Here is a 17,639-nt window from a genome sequence, read left to right as displayed (position 1 = left end):
GCAGTGAGCGGCTCGCACAGAACCCGGACGGGCCGTCGGCTGCTGGAAGGACATCCCCATGAGCACCCTGATGACCATCGCATCGGACCCCCAGGACGCGGCTGCCGCCGAAGCCGTGGAGGCGCATCACACGCAGCTGGCGGGTGAGCTGGCCGGACGGGTCGCGATGCTGATCGCGGCGGCGGACCGCGACCCGGCGGCGGCCGACGCCGTGCGCGCGGGCCTTGTCGACTTCTGCGACCAGGACCTGCTGCCGCACGCGGCCGCCGAGGAGGAGACCCTCTACCCCGTCGCCCACGACCTGCCCGCCGCCCGCCTCCTGATCGACGGCATGCTCGCCGAGCACCGCAGGCTGGCCGCGCTCGTCGAGGCGCTGCGCACCGCCGGTTCGGCGGTCCGGGCGGCAACCGAGGGCCGGGCGCTCCAGGTGCTGTTCGAGGAGCACCTGGAGAAGGAGAACGCCCTGATCCTGCCGCTGCTGGCGGGCTCCCCGGACATCTCCCTCGCCGGACTCCTCTCCGGCATGCACGACATCCTCGGCGGACACGACCACGGCCACGGACACGAGGACGAGGCGGCGGAGTCCGGCGGCGGCTGCGGCGGCACCTGCGGCTGCGGGGGTTCGGACGAGACGGACGTGCCCGAACTGGACGTACGCGACGTCCCGCACTCGATCCGGCACGCCACCGTGTTCGGCGCGATCGCCGCGGTGCCCTCCGGCCGGGCGATGATCCTGGTCGCACCGCACGACCCGCTGCCCCTCCTGGGCCAGATCGAGGACCGCCACCCGGGCGCATTCGGGGTGGAGTACCTCCAGCGCGGTCCGGAGGCCTGGCGCCTGCTGCTCAGCCACCGCTGAACGCAGCCGACCGGCAGGCGGCGAGGGGATCCGGGCACGCCCCCCTCGCCGCAGGTCAGGGCAGGTCGCCCGACCAGTCCAGGCGCCGCCCTGCCGCCGCCCGGAGCACATAGAGCGCCCTGCCACCAGGACCGTGGGCGCCTATCTCCGTGGGCAGTTCCACTCCCGCCCGCAGCTCGCGCTCCGCGTGACCGGTGATGTCCAGCAACAGTCCGTCGAGGGGACCGCCCACCAGCTCGCCGTAGACGCGACCGGGGCGGGGCCCGGCGTCGTCGTGATCGGCGCTGTAGACGCGCCCTCCCATGATCTCCACCCAATCCGCCCAACCCGGCGAGCCCATCGCGTCCATGCAGGCCAGCATCGCACCCACCACTGACAACGCCGCCGCGCTCCGAGGCCCCGGGCAACTCCTCCTTACTCGGGGGTAGGCCCGGCCGATCCCCTTGTTATACATTCCGTTAACAAGGCGGACGGCGGCCTCGGGACGCCGCACGTTTCCGCCCTGCCCTCATGCACCGCACCCGACGGAGCCGCTCCGTCACTCGACTGAGGAGTTGGGAGCATGGCAAGCAGCACGGTCCGGCCCGCCACGGAGCACGACACCGAGACCGGGACGGTCGCGGGCCGACTGCTCGACTCGGCCGCCACCCTCTCGTACGACCCCCTGGCGGAGGTGGACTGGGAGACGCCGCTGGACGAGGACTTCCACGGCGCCAGCCCGGAGTGGAGCACCCTGTACGGGACCTCGTACTGGAACGAGCTCACCGAGGCCCAGCGCAAGGAACTGACCCGGCAGGAGGCCGCCTCGGTCGCCAGCACCGGCATCTGGTTCGAGATGATCCTCCAGCAGCTGATCCTGCGGGACATCTACGCCAAGGACCCGACCGACGACACGTTCCAGTGGGCGCTCACCGAGATCGCGGACGAGTGCCGGCACTCGATCATGTTCGCCCGCGGCGCCAAGAAGCTCCGGGCGCCCGCCTACCGGCCGCGCCGGGCCGCCGTCGAACTGGGCAGGGCCTTCAAGACCCTGGCGTTCGGCGAGGCCGCGTACGCCGCGATCCTCGTCGCCGAGGAGGTCCTCGACGTCATGCAGCGCGACTGGATGCGGGACGAGCGGGTGGTGCCGTTCGTCCGGACCATCAACAACATCCATGTGGTCGAGGAGTCCCGCCACATGAAGTTCGCCCGCGAGGAGACCCGGCGCCACCTGGCGAAGGCGGGGCGGGTGCGCCGCCACATCCACGCCTTCGTGATCGCCGTCGCGGCGTACGTCATCGTCACGAGCATGGTGAACAGGGCGGTGTACGCCAACGCCGGACTCGACTCCCGCCGGGCGCTCACCGCGGCCCGCGACAACGAGCACCACAAGGCGATGATGCGCTCCAGCTGCGCCGGCCTGATGGAGTTCCTTGCCTCGGCCCGCCTGCTGACGAAGCCGGCGCTGGCCTTCTACAAGCGCGCCCACCTCATCTGACATCCCACCGGCACGCCCACCTCACCTGACCGACCCACCGGCAGCGTCGCCGAGCAGAGCGGACCCCATGACCTACGCGATCACCCAGACCTGCTGCGCCGACGCCACCTGCGTCGCCGTCTGCCCGGTCAACTGCATCCACCCCACGCCGCAGGAGCGGGAGTTCGGCAGCACCGAGATGCTCCACGTCGACCCGCGGGCATGCATCGACTGCGGCGCGTGCGCGGACGCCTGCCCGGTGGACGCGATCATCCCGGTGGACCGGCTCACCGGCCCGCAGCGGGCGTACGCGGAGATCAACGCCGCCTACTTCGCCGATACCCCGGCGCCCGAACCCGCCGACGGCAGCCCGAACTTCCACGCCTGGGACCGGCCCGCGTTCGACCGTGCCCTGCCGTCCGACTTCCGTCCGCTGCGGGTCGCGGTCGTCGGCACGGGACCGGCCGGTATGTACACGGCCCAGGATCTGCTGCTGCACACCAACGCCGAGGTCACCCTCATCGACCGGCTGCCGGTGGCCGGCGGCCTCGTCCGGTACGGCGTCGCTCCCGACCACCCCGCGACCAGGAAGGCGGGCGACACCTTCGCCCGGTTCCACGCCCACCCCCGGGTGCGGATGCTGCTGGGACTGCGGGTCGGCGAGCACGTCACGGCGGAGGAACTCGCCGCCCACCATGACGCGGTGGTGTACGCCGTGGGCGCGTCCGGCGACCGACGGCTCGGCATCCCCGGCGAGGACCGTACGGGCAGTCTGTCCGCGTCGGAATTCGTCGCCTGGTACAACGCCCATCCCGATGTCGCGCCCGACGCGGTCGACCTGTCCGCCGAGCGCGTCGTCGTGGTCGGCAACGGCAATGTCGCCCTCGACGTGGCCCGCATCCTGGTCGGCGATCCGGAGGAGCTGGCCGGTACGGACATCGCCGAGCACGCGCTGCGCGCCCTGCGCGGCTCGGCCGTCCGCGAGGTCGTCCTGCTGGGCCGCCGGGGCCCGGAGCACGCGGCCTGCACCCGGCCGGAACTCCTCGCGCTGACCCAACTGCCCGGTGTGAGCCTGGTCGTCGACGACCACGACCCGCGCATCGGCGCCGCGATCGACGCGGCCGGACCGCGCGAACTCGCCGCCGTACTACGGCACACGGCGCGCGAGCAGGTCGACTGGTCCCGCCCGCCGGGCGAGGGGCGCCGCATCGTGCTGCGCTTCCACTCCGCACCGACGGAGATCGTCGGGGATGCCACGGAGTGCGCCCACGCCGTGCGCGTCACGGCGGCGGACGGTGAACTCCTCCTCCCCGCGACCACGGTGATACGGGCCATCGGCTACCGGGGCACTCCGGTGCCGGGGCTGCCGTTCGACGAGACCACCGGGACCGTCCCGCACGAGCGGGGGCGGGTGACGGGACTGCCCGGCACCTACGTGGTGGGGTGGATCAAGCGCGGTCCCTCCGGCGGCATCGGCGCCAACCGGACCTGCGCCGCCGAGACCGTCGGCACGCTGCTCGCCGACGCCGTCGAGGACGGCCTTCCCCGGCCCGCCCTGTCGGCGAAGGCGTTCGCCCGCCTCGCCCGCCGCCGTGCACCGCATGTCGTGGACGCCCGTGGCATGGCGGCCGTCGACCGGGCCGAACGCGCACGCGGCGAGGACGACGGCAGGCCGAGGGCCAAGCTCGCCACCGTGAACGAGCTCGTCACGGCATCCCGGCGCCGGTGGCGTTAGGACGCCTCGGTGCTGTCCGCCTCCCCGCGCTACTCCGTTCGAGTGGTGCGTTCCGGTCCGCACCCGTACCGTCGGGTGCGGGCAACTGTTCGGCGAGCTGCACCGGGGAACGGCCATGCACATACGCTCACGCGCACTCACCTCCGCGGCCGCGCTCGCCGCCGTCGCCGCCCTGGCCGGCTCCGCGGGTGCGCAGACCCATCAGGCCACGCCGCGGACCGAAGACACTCCGGTGCTCGTCGACTGCCTGTGGCACCCGGAGGTACGGCCCGCCGACTTCATGCTGGCCTGCGCCGACGGCAACAGCCGTCTGGCCTCGCTGCACTGGTCCCGGTGGGGCGAGCGGACGGCTCGGGCCGAGGGCGTGAACTGGGTCAACGACTGCAAGCCGTACTGCGCGGCGGGCCGCTTCCACGCGTATCCGGTGTCCGTACGGCTCGACCGCCCGGACACCTGGAAGAAGCATCCTGAGCTCTCCCACTACTCCCGGATCACCCTCACCTACACCGAGGGCAGGCCCGAGGGATACGCGGCCACCGTGTCGTATCCGCTGTGGGACTAGCGACCGGCTACTGCGCAGCCGTGACCTGCTCCTGCTGCGCGTCGGACGACGTGATCACCTCGGAGGGCTCTCCGCCCCGGTCCATGCGGCCGCCCATGAAGGCCAGGCCCAGGCCCGCCACACCGAGCGCCGCACCCACCAGGACGGGCGAGGACCAGCCCCAGCCCGCGGAGATGGCGAGACCGCCGAGCCAGGCGCCACCGGCGTTGGCCAGGTTGAAGGCGGAGTGGTTGGAGGCCGCCGCCATGGTCGGCGCGTCCTTGGCCTTGGCCATCAGCAGGATCTGCACGGGCGTGGTGATGAGGGCGCCCATCGCGCCGATGACGACGATCGTGATCAGTGCGGGCACGGTGCTGTGGACGGTGAACCAGAAGAGGACCAGCGCTGCGGAGAGCAGGGCGAGGCCGCCGTAGAGCGTCGGGCGCAGGGCGCGGTCGGTGAGGGGGCCCGCGACCAGGGTGCCGAGGGTCATGCCGACGCCGTAGAGCGCGAGGACCAGGGTGGTGGAGGAGTCGGACAGGCCCGTGATGTTGGTCAGCATGGGCACGAGGTAGCTGTAGAAGGCGAAGAAGCCTCCGAAGCCGACGACCGCCGTGGCCAGGCCGATGAACACCTGCTTGTTGCCCATCGCCCGCAGCTCGTGGCGGACGCCCGCCTGGGCGCCGCGGGGCTGGTGGGGCACGAACGCGGCCAGGGCCACCAGGGCGAGCACGCCGATGACGGCCACCGCGACGTACGCGGACCGCCAGCCGAACTGCTGGCCGAGCGCCGTACCGGCCGGGACCCCGATGATGTTGGCGACGGTCAGTCCGAGGAACATCCGTGACACCGCGGTGGCCGCCCGGTCCGGGGCGACCAGCTTGGAGGCGACGACCGCGCCCACGCCGAACAGCGCGCCGTGCGGCAGACCCGCCAGGAAGCGCGCGGCGAAGAGCAGGCCGAAGTTCGGAGCGAGGGCGGACGCGACGTTGCCGATGACGAAGAGCCCGGACAGGAGCAGCAGCAGCCGCTTGTGCGGTATGCGCGCTCCGATGCCGGTCAGGACCGGGGCGCCGACGACGACACCCAGCGCGTAGGCGGACACGATGTTGCCCGCCTGCGGTACGGACACGTCGATCCCGTCGGCGATCTGGGGCAGCAGTCCCATCGTGGCGAACTCGGTCGTGCCGATGCCGAAGGCGACGACAGCCAGGGCCAGGAGTGCCAGTGGCATGGCGCAGGGGAACCTTTCAGGGACGGTGCGGGGAGGAAGGTGGGCATGTTCAGCCCCTAACGGGAGGCAGCAGCGGAACGGAATGAGGAATTCCAAGATCCTGACCCGGCTTTCATGACCTGCGTCACACCGCGCCACCGCTCACGCGGACGTACATGCGCCTCCGTCGCCGGAAAATGCCGCGCCCCGCGCCCGCCCGGTCCCTACACTCTCGGTACGCGTCCGGGCCCGAAGTGGCCGGTGCGTCCTACGTGTTCCGCGTTCAGATTCGAGGGAGGCAGACAGTGCGTACCGTCATCGCTGTCGTCGTCCCCTGGGCACGGTTCGACGTGATCCTCGTGTCTTCGTGAGCCCGGTGCCCGCCGCGCGGCCGGCACTGGAGATCCCGGTCGAAGACCGTCGCTGAGCCCTGCCCCGCCACCGCCCCGTCGCGGTCGGCCACAGGGTGCGCTTCCGCGGGCCTCGGCCGCCCATCGCGCTGCCTCTCCACCACTGACGACACACGAAGAAGGGCCTCAAGGCCGTGCGTACCGACCTCACACTCCGCGCGCTCCAAGCCGTCCGCAACCTCGGCATCCTCGCCCATGTGGACGCCGGCAAGACCACCGTGACCGAGCGGATCCTGTTCCTGACCGGCGCCGTCCACAAGCGGGGCGAGGTGCACGAGGGCACCACCGTCACCGACTTCGACTCCCAGGAACGCGACCGCGGCATCACCATCTTCGCGGCGGCGGTCAGCTGCGACTGGGACGGACACCGGATCAACCTCATCGACACCCCGGGCCACGTGGACTTCGCCGACGAGGTGACGCGCTCGCTGCGCGTCCTCGACGGCGCGGTGGCCGTGTTCGACGCCGTCGCGGGCGTCGAACCGCAGAGCGAGGCGGTGTGGCGGGAGGCCGACCGGCACGGCGTTCCGCGCCTGGCGTTCGTGAACAAGATGGACCGCGCGGGCGCCGACCTGGACTCGGCCGTCGCATCGATCCGGGAACGGCTGGGCGCCACGCCCCTGGTGGTGCAGCTGCCGATCGGCCGCGAGGACGGGTTCGAGGGCGTCGTCGACCTGGTCCGGATGCGGGCCGTGGTGTGGCCCGCGGACACCGGCGCGTACGAGGAACGCCCGGTGCCCGAGTCCCTGCGCGCCGAGGCGCTGCGCCGCCGCCGGGCGCTGGACGAGACCGTCGCCGAACTGCACCCCCAGGCGCTGGAGGAGTACTGCGCCGGTGCGGCGGTCTCGGAGGCCACGCTCCTCGCGGCGCTGCGCGAACTGACCGGCGCGGGTGAGGCCGTGGTGGTGCTGTGCGGTTCGGCGTACCGCAACCGCGGCATCGAGCCGTTGCTGGAGGCCGTGGTGGCGTATCTGCCGTCACCGGCGGACGTCCCGGCCGTGCGCGGCACGATCGACGGCACGGAGCAGGAGCGTCCCGCCGATCCCGCGGCGCCGCTGGCCGCGCTGGCCTTCAAGGTGCACGCGGCGCCGACCGGCCGGATGACGTATCTGCGGATCTACTCGGGTGTGCTGCGAAAGGGGGACACGGTGCTGGACATGGGTGCCCGGCGCACCGAGCGGGTCGGCCGGATCCTGCGCGTGCAGGCCGATCGGCACACCGAGACGGACCTGGCCATGGCGGGGGACATCGTCGCCGTGATCGGTCCGAAGTCGGCGCGTGCCGGTACGACCCTGTGCGCCCCCTCGGCGCCACTCGTGCTGGAACCGCCCACCACGGCCGACCCGGTCGTCTCGGTGGCCGTCGAGGCCCGCCTCGGCCAGGACACCGACCGGCTGGCCTCGGCGCTGGCCCGGCTGGCGGAGGAGGATCCGTCGCTGGTGGTGCGGACCGATCCGGAGACCGGCCAGACCCTGCTGTCGGGCCTGGGCGAGCTGCACCTGGAGGTGGCGGTGGAGAAGCTGCGCCGCGACCGGGGTCTGGAGGTCTCGGTCGGCCGCCCGCAGGTGTCGTACCGGGAGACCGTGGTCCGCGGGGCGACGGGTCTGGTGTACCGGCACGTCAAGCAGGACGGCGGCGCCGGGCAGTTCGCCCATGTGGTGCTGGACGTCGAGCCGTTGGACGCTCCGGACGGCGAGGCCGGCTTCGCGTTCGGTTCGACGGTGGTCGGCGGCCGGGTCCCGCGGGAGTTCGTCCGCGCGGTCGAGGCCGGCTGCCGGGACGCGCTGGCGGAGGGTCCGCTGGGCGGTCATCCGGTGACCGGTGTGCGGGTGACGCTGACCGACGGGGCCACGCACTCCAAGGACTCCTCGGAGCTCGCGTTCCGCGCCGCCGGCCGGTTCGGGCTGCGGGAAGCCCTGCGGGCCTGCGAGATGCGGCTGCTGGAGCCGGTCGCCGAGGTGACGGTGACCGTGCCGGAGGACTCCGTGGGCGCGGTCCTGGGCGATCTGGCGGCGCGCCGCGGCCGGGTGTCGGCGTCGGCGACGCGCGGCGGTACGGCGGTGGTGACGGCGACCGTGCCACTGGCCGAACTGTTCGGCTACGCCTCCCGCCTGCGCGGCCGCACCCAGGGCCGGGGCACGTTCACCACCCGCCCGGCGGGCTACGCGGAGGTTCCGCAGGGCCTGACGGCGGGGGCGACGGGACGGTAGCCCGCCGATGAGCCGGTCCCGCACTCCGAGGAGTGCGGGACCGGCTCGTCGGTTCGTCGGCGCTTTCCCAGCCCCTCCCGAGCCCTCGCCCCTACGATGACCCGGTGATCGACGACGTGAGCGGGCGCAGCTATCACGTGCAGCGATGGGCGGCGAGGGCGGCGCTGACCGCGGCCGCGCTCGCGGTGGTCCTGCCGCTCGTCTACGGCGGCCTCGTCGGCCTGCTGCTGATCCTGGGCGGGGCCCTCGGGCTGGTCGTGGCGGTGGCCGCGGTGTGGTGGACGGTGAGCCTCCGGGGGCCGCTGCGGTGGGTGGCGGCGCTGGTGGCGCTGGTCGTGCCCGCGTGTGTGGTCGCCCTGTTCGCCGCGACCCTCTTCTGGGCGCTGCCGTTGTCGCTGGCGCTGTGGGGCGTCGCCGTCTGGTGCGGCCGGTACGCCCTGCGCGGCACCGGGATGCACCGGGTGCGCGAGCGCCGGTGTCCGCCGCCCCAGCGGCCGTTCCTGATCATGAACCCGCGCTCGGGCGGCGGGAAGGTCGTCCGGTTCGGGCTGCGGGAGCGGGCCGAGCGGCTCGGCGCCCGGGTCGTCGTCCTCGATCCCGAGCAGCCCCAGGATGTCGCCGCGCTGGCCCGGGCCGCCGTCGCCGAGGGCGCCGATCTCCTCGGGGTCGCGGGCGGCGACGGCACCCAGGCGCTGGTCGCGGCCGTCGCCGCCGAACACGGTCTGCCGTTCCTGGTCGTCACCGCCGGTACCCGCAACCACTTCGCGCTGGACCTCGGCCTGGACCGCGACGACCCCGCCGCCTGTCTGGACGCGCTGACCGACGGGGTGGAGCTCCGCGTCGACCTCGGGTTCGCCGATGACCGGCCGTTCGTGAACAACGCCTCCTTCGGCGCGTACGCGGCGATCGTGCAGCACCCCTCGTACCGCGACGACAAACTCGGCACCAGCCTGGAATTGCTGCCCGATCTGCTCACCGGTCGGCAGGGGCCGCGGCTGACCGCCCACGCGGGCGAGGTCACCCTCGACGCCCCGCAGGCCGTGCTGGTGAGCAACAACCCCTACCGCACCGGCGATCCGTTCGGGTTCGGGCGTCGCGACCGGCTCGACACGGGCGTGCTCGGCGTCCTCGGCGTCCGGGTGGAGAACGCCGCCGAGGCCGCCGCACTGCTGCTCGACCCGGCCCCGGCCGGGCTGACCGTGCACACCGCCCGCGAGGTCGTCGTCGAGTCCGACCGGCCCGAGGTCGAGGTGGGCCTGGACGGTGAAGCGCTGCTGCTGCCCTCGCCGGTGCGCTGCCGGGTCGAGCCCGGCGCCCTGCGGGTCCGCGTGCCGCGCAAGCGCCCCGGGCTCGCCCGCCATGAACCGGCCCTGGACTGGCGCCGGTTGAGGAAGCTGGCCGCGACCGTCGGACGTACGGCCGCTCCCGGGCGCCGGTTCTGATCAGTCCGTCGCCGTGGGGCGCCGCGAGACGCGGGTCGCGTCGGCGAGGTCGGTCAGCGGGCGCAGCCGGTAGGTGAAGGCGTAGTCGCGATCGGCGAACAGCTTGTACTCGTCGTGCGTGTGCGCGCCCCAGCTGTTGTCGCCGCCCACGCCCATCTGCCGGTGGCTCACCCGCAGGACGACCTCCTCGCGCGGGGTGAGCTGGTAGTCGTGGCGCACACCGGTCGAGAGGTCCTCCGGGGTGAAGCGGGAGGCGTTGATCTCCAGCAGGGGTTCTCCGCTGACCAGGAGCCCGGCCCCGGCCGCGTCGGTGAGGGCGGCCCAGCGGACGTCGGTCTTGTTGCCGTTCTCCTGCGGGCGGATGTAGGGGGTCCACTGCTCGGCGACGGTGCCGGAGTACCGCCCCACGTCGGTGCCGTTGTTGCGGTCCCAGTGGTTCTCCTCGGGCCCTCGGCCGTAGTAGTGCAGACGGTCCAGGCGGCCGGGGAGGAAGAGGAGGGTGCCGACCTCCGGGATGTAGGGCAGTGAGGCGGCGCCCGGGTGAAGGGTGTTGTCGACCTTGATCTCGCCGTTGCCGAAGACCGTGCAGGTGGTGCTGTACGTCGACTTCACCGTGGTCGGCAGGGTGCCGGTCACCGTGATCTCGACCGCCCTGTCCCCCAGGGCGCGCACGGCGACGTCGGTGACGGTGCGCCGGGTGCCCGCGTCGCGCCAGGTCTCGTTGCGGATGTGCTGGCGGCTGCCCTTGTCGTTGTCGGTGGGCGCCCGCCAGAAGTTGGGCACGGGCCCGGAGCCGAGGAGCCGTACCCCGGCGGCCTCGTAGGAGGTGATGAGGCCGCGCTTCTTGTCGACGGTGAGGGAGAAGCCCTCGCCGGTGACGGTCACGGACCGCTCGCCGTCGACATGCGCCAGGGCCGGGACGCTGTCCAGCGGTACCGGTGTGACGGCCTTCTCGCCCGCTCCGAGGGGCAGTTGCCGCCGGGCCACTTCGAAGCCCGTCTCGGCCCACTTGGTGGACTGCCGGGTGGTGAAGGACAGTTGGAGGAAGTACTCCCCTGACGTCGACCGGTCGGCGGGCGGCTCCACCGGCACGGCGATCTCCTTGCTCGACAGCGGCGGCAGATCGAGCTGGGCGCGGCCGAGTGCCCCCCGCCGGACCGGCTCCCCGTCCTCGATGAGGGCCCAATTCCCGTCGAATTCACGGAGGTTGGTGAACAGGTACTCATTGGTCAGGGTGATCGTGCCGCCGTCGCCGAGGGCAGCGTCGATCGCCTGGTAGACACGCTTGACCTCGGCGGCCTTGCCGGTGTGTCCACGGTCCGCGGTGACGACGCCGTCCGCGACGAAGTTCCCGTCGTTGGGGTTGTCGCCCCAGTCGCCGCCGTAGGCGTGGAAGCTCTTCTCCGACGGCTGCTTCTCGCTGAGGCCGACGGTGGCGGCGTCGAACCAGAAGCGCACGCCCGCGTCGCCCGGGGCGCGGCGGCCGGAGGCCAGTTCGGCGGCGCTCAGAGCGCGGGCGTAGACGCGGGCACGGCGGATGGTGCCGCTGAACTCCCGGGTGGAGTGGTCGGCGTCGGTGGCCAGGGCGAGGGGCGCGCAGTTGACGCTCGGTCTGCGGGTGGTGGTGCGGGTCGCCTTGACCGCGCCGTCGACATACAGGGTGAGCGTGCCCGCGTCGGCGTCGAAGACCCCGGCGATGTGGTGCTCGGTGCCCCGCCAGCCGTCCGACGGCAGCGGCCAGGTCGCGGTGATCCACTCGCCGCCGGAGTGGATGAAGAACTCCAGGTTCTTGCTGGTCTGCTTCAGCGAGTAGTGCGTGTCCCCCTTGGCGATGATCGGCTGCTGGTAGCCGGTGTAGTGCGGGGTGATCCACGCCTCCAGGGTGAGCGAGCCGGTGAGGTCCAGGCGCGGGTCGCGGGCGAAGACGGTGCCGCCGTACAGGCCCTTGGCGCGGTCGAGAGTGCCGGCTGGGGCGAGGATCTCGCCGCGCAGGGCGAACGGACCGGTCTCGGTGAGCAGTTGGCGCGCGGGGGTGGGCCAGCTCAGGGTCTGGTCGGCGAAGTCCCAGATCCAGCCGCCCTGGAGCACGTCGTGGCGGCGGACGAGGTCCCAGTACTTCTTGAAGTTGCCGTTGGAGTTCCCCATCGCATGGGAGTACTCGATCATGACGTACGGCCGGGTGTCCGCGGTGTCCTTCGCGCGGGCCTCCACCTTGGCCGGGGTCTCGTACATCTCGGAGCGGATGTCGCTGACGCCGGGCCGGTCGTCGCCCTCGTACTGGACGACGCGGGTGGGGTCGTAGGACTTGATCCAGTCGTGCATGGCGACGAACGTGCTGCCGCCGCCCGCCTCGTTGCCGAGGGACCAGATGACGACCGAGGCGTGGTTCTTGTCTCGGTGGACCATGTTCTGGGCGCGCGCCACGCATGCCTTCGTCCACTCGGCGTGGTCGCCGGGGTAGTTCTTGTGGATGCCGTGGGTCTCCAGGTTGGTCTCGTCGACGAGGTACAGGCCGTACTCGTCGGCGAGTTCGTACCAGACGGGGTTGTTGGGGTAGTGCGAGGTGCGGACCGAGTTCATGTTCAGCCGCTTGATCACCTCGATGTCCCGGACCAGCTCGGCGCGGGTGAGGGCGGTGCCGCGCTCGGGGTGCATCTCGTGGCGGTTGGTGCCGCGCAACGAGACGGGCTTGCCGTTGATGCGCATCAGGCCGTCCCGCAGGGCGAATTCGCGCAGACCGACCCGGTGCGACAGCGTCTCGATGACCTGGCCCGCCGGATCGCGCAGGCTGAGGACAGCGGTGTAGAGGTACGGCCGCTCGGCCGACCACAGCTTCGGCGCAGGCACCGCCTTGGCCGCCTGTACGGTCGTGTCGGTGCCGGACGCGCCGACTTTCGCGGTCTGTTGCAGCGGCCGGGACCAGACGGCGTGGCCGCCCTCGTCGTACAGCTGCGTCTCGACGGTGTACGAGCCCGCCGTGCCGTCCTCATAGGCGCGCACGCTCGCGGTGACCGAGAGCTCGGCGGACCTGTGGTCGTCGCCGAGCGGGGTGTCGAGCTTGAAGTCACGCAGGTGCACGGCGGGGGTGGAATACAGGTACACCGAACGGAAGATGCCGCTCAGCCGGATCATGTCCTGGTCCTCCAGCCAGTCGCCGTCGGAGTAGCGGTAGACCTCGACGGCGATCTGGTTGGTGCCGGACTTCAGGTGCCGGGTGATGTCGTACTCGGCCGTGGTGTAGGAGTCCTCGTGGTAGCCCACGAGTTCGCCGTTGATCCATACGTAGTGCGCCGACTTCACGCCCTCGAAGTGCAGGAAGGTACGGCGTCCCGACCAGTCGCCGGGGACGGTGAAGGTACGGCGGTACTGACCGACGGGGTTGTAGCGGGTCGGCACGGCCGGCGGCTGGGGCTCCTCGCCGAGGCCGTTGGCGCCCCAGTAGGGGTAGGTGATGTTGAGGTAGATCGGGCGGTCGTAGCCGTGCAGTTGCCACACGGCGGGGACGGGGATGGTGTCCCAGCCGCTGTCGTCGACATCGGTGCGGTGGAAGTCGGGGTCGCGGTCGGCGGGGCGGTCCGCGTACGCGAACTTCCAGGTGCCGTCGAGGCCGATCCGGTACGGCGACGCCGTGCGGTCGGCGGCCAGGGCCTGGGCGGTGTCGGCGTACGGCATCAGCGTGGTGTGCGGGGGTTCGGCGCCCAGGCGGAAGACGTCGATGGAGCCGTTCCATTCCTGGGCGCCGTCGGCCGCGTGGGCGCGCCCGGCCGCGGATCCGGGGGTGAGGGCGAACGCGCCGAGGAGAACGGCTCCGCCCTCCAGCAGACGGCGGCGGCTGACGGTTGAGTGCGGCATGAACGTGGCCTTCCGCGGCCGCTGATGACAGCGGGTGACTGCCGGGACGAGGGTCACCCTAGGTCGCGGGACGACTACGCCACGGCGATCTCCGCCGCGTCGGCGGGTCGCTCGTCGTCATCGGCGGGTGGCTCCTCGAACTGCGTCCGGTACAGCTCGGCGTACCGTCCCCCGGCGGCCAGCAGTTCGTCGTGGGTGCCGCGTTCCACGATCCGGCCGTCCTCGACGACCAGGATCAGGTCGGCCGCCCGTACGGTCGACAGCCGGTGCGCGATGACCACCGCCGTCCTGCCCGCCAGGGCCTCGGCGAGGGCCTCCTGGACGGCGGCCTCGGAGGTGTTGTCGAGGTGGGCGGTCGCCTCGTCGAGGATGACGACGCGCTGCCGGGCCAGCAGCAGCCGGGCGATGGTCATCCGCTGGCGCTCGCCGCCGGAGAGCCGGTAGCCGCGCTCGCCGACCACCGTGTCCAGGCCGTCCGGCAGCGACTGGACGAGCGCGTCGAGGCGGGAGCGGCGCAGCGCGTCCCACAACTCGTCGTCGCTCGCGGCGGGCCGGGCCAGCAACAGGTTGGCGCGGACGGAGTCGTGGAACAGATGGCCGTCCTGGGTGACCATGCCGAGGGTCTCGCGCAGGGACCGGGCGCTCACCTCGCGGACGTCGACCCCGCCGAGGCGCACGGTGCCGCCGTCGACGTCGTACAGCCGGGGCAACAGGCTCGCGATCGTCGACTTGCCCGCGCCGGAGGAGCCGACGAGGGCGACCGTCTGTCCCGGTTCGGCGCGGAAGGACAGTCCGCGCAGGACCTCGGAGCCGCCCCGGGTGTCGAGGGCCGCGACCTCCTCCAGGGAGGCGAGGGAGACCTTGTCGGCGGCGGGGTAGCCGAAGCGGACGTCGGTGAACTCCACGGAGACCGGGCCGTCGGGGACGTCCTTGGCGTCGGGCCGGTCCTGGATGAGGGGTTCGAGATCGAGCACCTCGAAGACCCGCTCGAAGCTGACCAGCGCGGTCATGACCTCCACGCGTGCCCCGGCGAGCGAGGTCAGCGGGGCGTACAGGCGGGTCAGCAGCAGGGCCAGCGCGACCACGGCACCGGGTTCGAGACTGCCGTTGAGGGCGAACCAGCCGCCGAGGCCGTAGACCAGGGCGAGCGCGAGGGCGGAGACCAGGGTCAGGGCGGTGATGAACGCCGACTGGGCGGTGGCGGTGCGGACCCCGATCTCGGCGACCCGGCGGGCGCGGGCGGCGAACTCCTCGGACTCCTGCTCGGGGCGGCCGAAGAGTTTCACCAGGGTGGCGCCCGGGGCGGAGAAGCGCTCGGTCATACGAGTGCCCATCGCGGCGTTGAGAGTGGCTGCCTCCCGGGTCATCTTCGCCATCCGGCGGCCCATACGGCGGGCCGGGATCACGAACACCGGGAGCAGCACCAGCGCGAGCAGGGTGATCTGCCAGGACAGGGTGAGCATCACGACCAGGGTCAGCAGCAGCGTGACCAGGTTGCTCACCACTCCGGAGAGGGTGTTGCTGAAGGCGCGCTGGGCGCCGATGACGTCGTTGTTGAGACGGGAGACCAGCGCTCCCGTACGTGTACGTGTGAAGAACGCGACCGGCATGCGCTGCACATGATCGAACACGGCCGTCCGAAGATCGAGGATGAGTCCCTCCCCGAGCGTCGCCGAAAGGCGCCGGGCGACGATGCCCAGCGCCGCCTCCAGGACCGCGATGAGGGCGATCAGCAGGGCCAGTCGCACGACCCTGCTCTCGTCGTCGCCCGACACGATCGCGTCGACGACCTTGCCGGCCAGGACGGGCGTCGCCACGGCGAGCAGTGCGGTGACCACCCCCAGGCCCACGAACTGCGCGATGCGCGCCCGGTGCGGGCGGGCGAAGCCGCCGATACGGCGCAGGGTGTCGCGCGCGAAGGGGCGGCGCTCCTGCTCGGCGGTCATGACGGAGTGCAGTTGCATCCAGGCTGTGGTCTCCATGCTCATGCGGGAGAAGGTAGGACCTCAAGCATCCTTGAGGTCAATGCGTTTACGAAGACCACTCCTACGAAGGTCCGGATGACCGGCGGACGTAAGCCGGAAGCCCTGATTCGGCAACCCGCAGTTGGGACGGTGCGGAGAACCTCTCCGAATGTGACAGCGGTACAACTCCCCGCCCCGCCCAAGGCCAGACGGCGCCTGCCCGTCCGGCAGATCCTCTGTCTGCTTCCGCTGGTGCTGGTCGCCGTGGTGGCGGTGCGGCACCGGGCCGTGCTCGCCGAGGGGTTCGCGCATCTGGGCAGCGCCGAGTGGCCCTGGCTGCTGGCCGCGGCCGGCGCCACCTGTCTGACGTGGGTGGCGGCGGCCTGCTGCCGCCAGGGTGCGGTGGTCGAACGACTGCCGTCGGCCCGCCTGCTGGCCACACAGTTCGCGGCGGGCGCCGCGAACCACCTCCTGCCGACGGGCCTGGGCGCAAGCGCGGTGAACCTGCGGTTCATGACAGTGTGCGGCCTGCCACTGGCCCGCTCCTCCGCAGCGCTGGCGCTCTACCTCCTGGCCGAGTCCATAGGCCGCCTCGCCCTGCTGGCCGCGCTGCTGCTGGCCTTCCCCGACGCGCTGCGGCTGAGCAGCCTGCTGCCGGAGGGGGCGATGGCCCCACTGCTCATCACGGTGATCGTGGCAGTGGTGGTGGCAGCAGCCGTGGTGATGCTGATCCGTCGCGTCCGCACCATCGTGGTCTCCTTCCTCCGCACCGCCCTCGGTGAGGCCCGCTCGGTGCACACCCGGGCATCGCGGGCGTTCGCCCTGTGGGGCGGCGCGTTCGCCTTCCCGGCGCTTCAGGCGGCCGGACTGGTCGCGGTGGGCCAGGCGCTGGGCCTGGACGTGCCGCCCCTGCACATGGCGGTCGCCTACCTCGCGGCCACGGTCGCGGTCGCGCTGGTCCCCACCCCGGGCGGTATCGGCTCGGTCGAGGCGGCGCTGATCGTGGCGCTGGTGGCGGCGGGCGGTCCGGCGGCCGTGGCGACGGCGGTGGTGCTGGCGTACCGGATCATCACGGTCTGGCTGCCGATCCTGCCGGGGGCGCTGACGCTGGGGGCGCTGGTGCGCTGGAAGGTGATCTGACCGCTCGGTAACCTGCGGGGCCGACCCATGGAAAGGGGCCCCTGTCATGCCGGTCCGCGTCGAACGCGAAGGTCACGTCACCACGGTTGTCCTGTCCCGCCCCGAGGCCCGCAATGCGGTGGACGGTCCGACGGCGGCGGAACTGGCGGCCGCGTTCAGGGAGTTCGAGGCCGATGACGAAGCTCGCGTGGCGGTGCTGTGGGGCGAGGGCGGGACGTTCTGCGCGGGCGCCGACCTCAAGGCCCTGGGCACCGAGCGGAGCAACCGGGTCACCGAGGACGGTGACGGCCCGATGGGCCCGACCCGGATGCGGCTGTCCAAGCCGGTGATCGCGGCGGTCGCCGGGCACGCGGTGGCCGGGGGCCTGGAGTTGGCGCTCTGGTGCGATCTGCGGGTGGCCGAGGAGGACGCCGTCTTCGGTGTCTTCTGCCGCCGCTGGGGGGTGCCCCTGATCGACGGCGGCACGGTACGGCTGCCCCGGCTGATCGGCGTCGGCCGCGCGATGGACCTGATCCTCACCGGCCGCCCGGTCCCGGCCGCCGAGGCCCGGGAGATCGGCCTGGCCAACCGAGTCGTTCCGACGGGCACCGCCCGCGCGGAGGCGGAGGCCCTGGCGGCGACGATCGCCGCGTTCCCGCAGGCATGCCTGCGCGCCGACCGGGCGTCCGTGCTCGATCAGCAGGGGTTGGGCGAGGAGGCGGCGCTGCGGTCGGAACTGGGGCATGGGGTGGGGGTGTTGGCGGAGAGCCTGGAGGGGGCGGCTCGGTTCTCGGCGGGGGCGGGGCGGCACGGGACCTTCGAGCCAGGATGAGCGCCG

At 72.4% G+C, this 17,639-nt stretch carries 12 protein-coding genes; 8 read left to right on the top strand and 4 right to left on the bottom strand.

From position 1 onward, the window contains the following. Nucleotides 1-58: 58 nt before the first annotated feature. Nucleotides 59-859: a DUF2249 domain-containing protein gene (locus tag STRCI_RS35110; RefSeq protein WP_269663004.1), complete on the top strand. Its 801-nt coding sequence runs from the start codon at nucleotides 59-61 to the stop codon at nucleotides 857-859. 55 nt (nucleotides 860-914) lie between these two features. On the opposite strand, the gene STRCI_RS35105 is transcribed toward STRCI_RS35110, so the two are convergent. Further along, a complete protein-coding gene (locus tag STRCI_RS35105; RefSeq protein WP_269663003.1) occupies nucleotides 915-1,163 on the bottom strand; it encodes a hypothetical protein in 249 nt (82 codons plus the stop codon). A gap of 258 nt (nucleotides 1,164-1,421) precedes the next feature. On the opposite strand from STRCI_RS35105, the gene STRCI_RS35100 reads away from it, so the two are divergent. The 3 genes from STRCI_RS35100 to STRCI_RS35090 all read left to right on the top strand — a co-directional run bounded on the left by STRCI_RS35100 (nucleotide 1,422) and on the right by STRCI_RS35090 (nucleotide 4,612). Continuing rightward, nucleotides 1,422-2,336 (top strand): AurF N-oxygenase family protein, encoded by a 915-nt coding sequence (locus tag STRCI_RS35100; RefSeq protein WP_269663002.1) that lies wholly within the window; start codon nucleotides 1,422-1,424, stop codon nucleotides 2,334-2,336. A 67-nt stretch (nucleotides 2,337-2,403) separates the two neighbouring features. Continuing rightward, the gene (locus STRCI_RS35095; RefSeq protein ID WP_269663001.1) at nucleotides 2,404-4,050 is read left to right on the top strand and encodes an FAD-dependent oxidoreductase; all 1,647 of its coding nucleotides are present in this window, start codon (nucleotides 2,404-2,406) and stop codon (nucleotides 4,048-4,050) included. A 115-nt stretch (nucleotides 4,051-4,165) separates the two neighbouring features. Next, on the top strand, nucleotides 4,166-4,612 hold the full coding sequence (locus STRCI_RS35090; RefSeq protein ID WP_269663000.1) for a hypothetical protein: 447 nt from the start codon (nucleotides 4,166-4,168) through the stop codon (nucleotides 4,610-4,612). A 7-nt stretch (nucleotides 4,613-4,619) separates the two neighbouring features. Here STRCI_RS35090 and STRCI_RS35085 read toward each other — a convergent pair whose 3' ends face one another. Then, a complete protein-coding gene (locus STRCI_RS35085) occupies nucleotides 4,620-5,825 on the bottom strand; it encodes an MFS transporter (RefSeq protein ID WP_269662999.1) in 1,206 nt (401 codons plus the stop codon). 523 nt (nucleotides 5,826-6,348) lie between these two features. On the opposite strand from STRCI_RS35085, the gene fusA reads away from it, so the two are divergent. Together fusA and STRCI_RS35075 are read left to right on the top strand one after the other, a co-directional pair. Next, nucleotides 6,349-8,424: an elongation factor G gene (gene fusA, locus STRCI_RS35080; RefSeq protein WP_269662998.1), complete on the top strand. Its 2,076-nt coding sequence runs from the start codon at nucleotides 6,349-6,351 to the stop codon at nucleotides 8,422-8,424. A gap of 104 nt (nucleotides 8,425-8,528) precedes the next feature. Beyond that, complete coding sequence (locus STRCI_RS35075; RefSeq protein WP_269662997.1) at nucleotides 8,529-9,866, top strand: diacylglycerol/lipid kinase family protein; 1,338 nt, start codon at nucleotides 8,529-8,531, stop codon at nucleotides 9,864-9,866. Here the strand turns inward: STRCI_RS35075 and STRCI_RS35070 are convergent, their stop codons facing one another. Beyond that, entirely contained in the window at nucleotides 9,867-13,718 is a 3,852-nt protein-coding gene (locus tag STRCI_RS35070; RefSeq protein ID WP_269662996.1) for a glycoside hydrolase family 2 TIM barrel-domain containing protein, read from the bottom strand. A 74-nt stretch (nucleotides 13,719-13,792) separates the two neighbouring features. Beyond that, on the bottom strand, nucleotides 13,793-15,706 hold the full coding sequence (locus STRCI_RS35065; RefSeq protein WP_269662995.1) for an ABC transporter ATP-binding protein: 1,914 nt from the start codon (nucleotides 15,704-15,706) through the stop codon (nucleotides 13,793-13,795). 147 nt (nucleotides 15,707-15,853) lie between these two features. Here STRCI_RS35065 and STRCI_RS35060 point away from each other — a divergent pair, with 147 nt between their 5' ends. Then, on the top strand, nucleotides 15,854-16,822 hold the full coding sequence (locus STRCI_RS35060) for a lysylphosphatidylglycerol synthase transmembrane domain-containing protein (protein ID WP_269662994.1): 969 nt from the start codon (nucleotides 15,854-15,856) through the stop codon (nucleotides 16,820-16,822). 46 nt (nucleotides 16,823-16,868) lie between these two features. Then, on the top strand, nucleotides 16,869-17,633 hold the full coding sequence (locus STRCI_RS35055; protein WP_269662993.1) for a crotonase/enoyl-CoA hydratase family protein: 765 nt from the start codon (nucleotides 16,869-16,871) through the stop codon (nucleotides 17,631-17,633). Nucleotides 17,634-17,639: the final 6 nt, after the last annotated feature.

Origin of the sequence: Streptomyces cinnabarinus (assembly GCF_027270315.1) — a bacterium.
In the GTDB taxonomy this organism is placed as follows: domain Bacteria; phylum Actinomycetota; class Actinomycetes; order Streptomycetales; family Streptomycetaceae; genus Streptomyces; species Streptomyces cinnabarinus.
The sequence above is the reverse complement of the archived record's forward strand: the minus strand, read 5'-3'. Positions and strand labels throughout refer to the sequence as shown.